Genomic DNA, 657 nt, shown 5'->3' on the forward strand with positions numbered 1-657 from the left:
CGGGCAGGTTCCAGCCGCCGCTGGCCGGGTCCAGCAGGTGGCACCCCGCCACCATCGCCCGGCCCGCCGCCAGGTCCGCCAGCCCGTGGCTCGACCCCGAGGCCAGCACCGCCAGCCCGCTGCCCGACTGGCGCAGCGCCCATTCCAGCAGCGGATCGTTCGACCCGGCATAGATCGGCGGGCGCGGGGCGATGGCGGGGTGCCACCTGCTGGACCCGGCCAGCGGCGGCTGGAACCTGCCCGCGGTCAAGGCTCATCTGCCGGGCGGCACGCATGTGGTGATCCACTGGGCGCGGCGGACGCAGGGGCTGATGCTGGCGCCGGGCAATCCGCTGGACATCACGGGTCTGGCCGACGCCGTGCGCCGCGGCCTGCGCTTTGCCCTGCGGGCCGAGGGTGCGGGGTCGCAGCGCCTGCTGGACGTGATGCTGTCGCGCGAGGGGCTGACGCCCGCGCATCTGACCGCGACCGCCGCGCCCGCCGAGACCCATGCCGACATGGCCGCGCTGATCGAGACGGGCGAGGCCGACTGCGGCCTGGGCCTGCAGGCGGCGGCGGGCAACCTGGGCTTTCTGCCGCTGCTGGACGACGAACGCTTTGACCTGGTGATGACGCGGCGCGATTACTTCGAGCCTCCGGTGCAGGCGTTGTTGGCCT

Annotated in this window: 2 protein-coding genes; one reads left to right on the forward strand and one right to left on the reverse strand. The window is 74.4% G+C overall.

Features of this window, described 5'->3' with window-relative positions; genetic code table 11:
• The coding region (locus ACLD7X_RS17730; RefSeq protein ID WP_411425010.1) for a substrate-binding domain-containing protein at window positions 1–250 on the reverse strand (250 nt) is incomplete at its 3' end.
• On the opposite strand from ACLD7X_RS17730, the gene ACLD7X_RS17735 reads away from it, so the two are divergent.
• The coding region (locus ACLD7X_RS17735) for a substrate-binding domain-containing protein (protein ID WP_411425011.1) at window positions 192–657 on the forward strand (466 nt) is incomplete at its 3' end. The two genes, ACLD7X_RS17730 and ACLD7X_RS17735, sit on opposite strands and share 59 nt — an antisense overlap.

The sequence above is a fragment of the Aphanothece microscopica RSMan92 genome (assembly GCF_046613545.2).
Taxonomy (GTDB): domain Bacteria; phylum Cyanobacteriota; class Cyanobacteriia; order PCC-6307; family Cyanobiaceae; genus NIES-981.